Origin of the sequence: Motiliproteus sp. MSK22-1, assembly GCF_001968815.1 — a bacterium.
Classification (GTDB): domain Bacteria; phylum Pseudomonadota; class Gammaproteobacteria; order Pseudomonadales; family Balneatricaceae; genus Motiliproteus.
The window spans coordinates 1-476 of sequence record NZ_MIEQ01000093.1; the positions used below are offsets into that span (position 1 = coordinate 1).

Genomic DNA, 476 nt, shown 5'->3' on the forward strand with positions numbered 1-476 from the left:
CCATCCGTGTCCAGCGATCCGCCATTGTTATCAATATCAGTATCTATTTGCGTATAGCCCAGAGCGGCCCCCAGTATGGTCTGCTCAGTCATTCGGTAATCAACGCCTAAGGTCAGCCCCTGGGTTTCAAACTCGAATCCGTCCTCATTATCGGTTTTATCCTTGTCTCCCAGACTGATCGTACCGCCAATGAAGATACCGACTTTATCACTAAAGAGACTCGACTCTTCGTCACCGGCACTGCCACCTCGTTCCGTTTCTGGCTTAACCCAGTGACTGGGAAGATGAGCAGAAGACAGGCTCTTGCCGTCAATATTGAAATTAAGCCCTGACAGGTCAAGCCCGCGAGCACCGCCGCGTAGCGCATTAAGCCGTGAAACCAGATTACGCTGCTGGTTTGTCACACCCGATTCTGAAACCTCAACAGCTGCACCCGCATCATCAACCGTTATCTGCTGAAGCACTAAGGAGGCTTC

At 51.5% G+C, this 476-nt stretch carries 1 protein-coding gene; it reads right to left on the reverse strand.

What is annotated here, in order from left to right; all coding sequences use genetic code 11:
- Window positions 1-476, reverse strand: a 476-nt coding sequence (locus BGP75_RS23495) for an autotransporter outer membrane beta-barrel domain-containing protein (RefSeq protein ID WP_143821168.1), incomplete at both ends; no start/stop codon positions are given.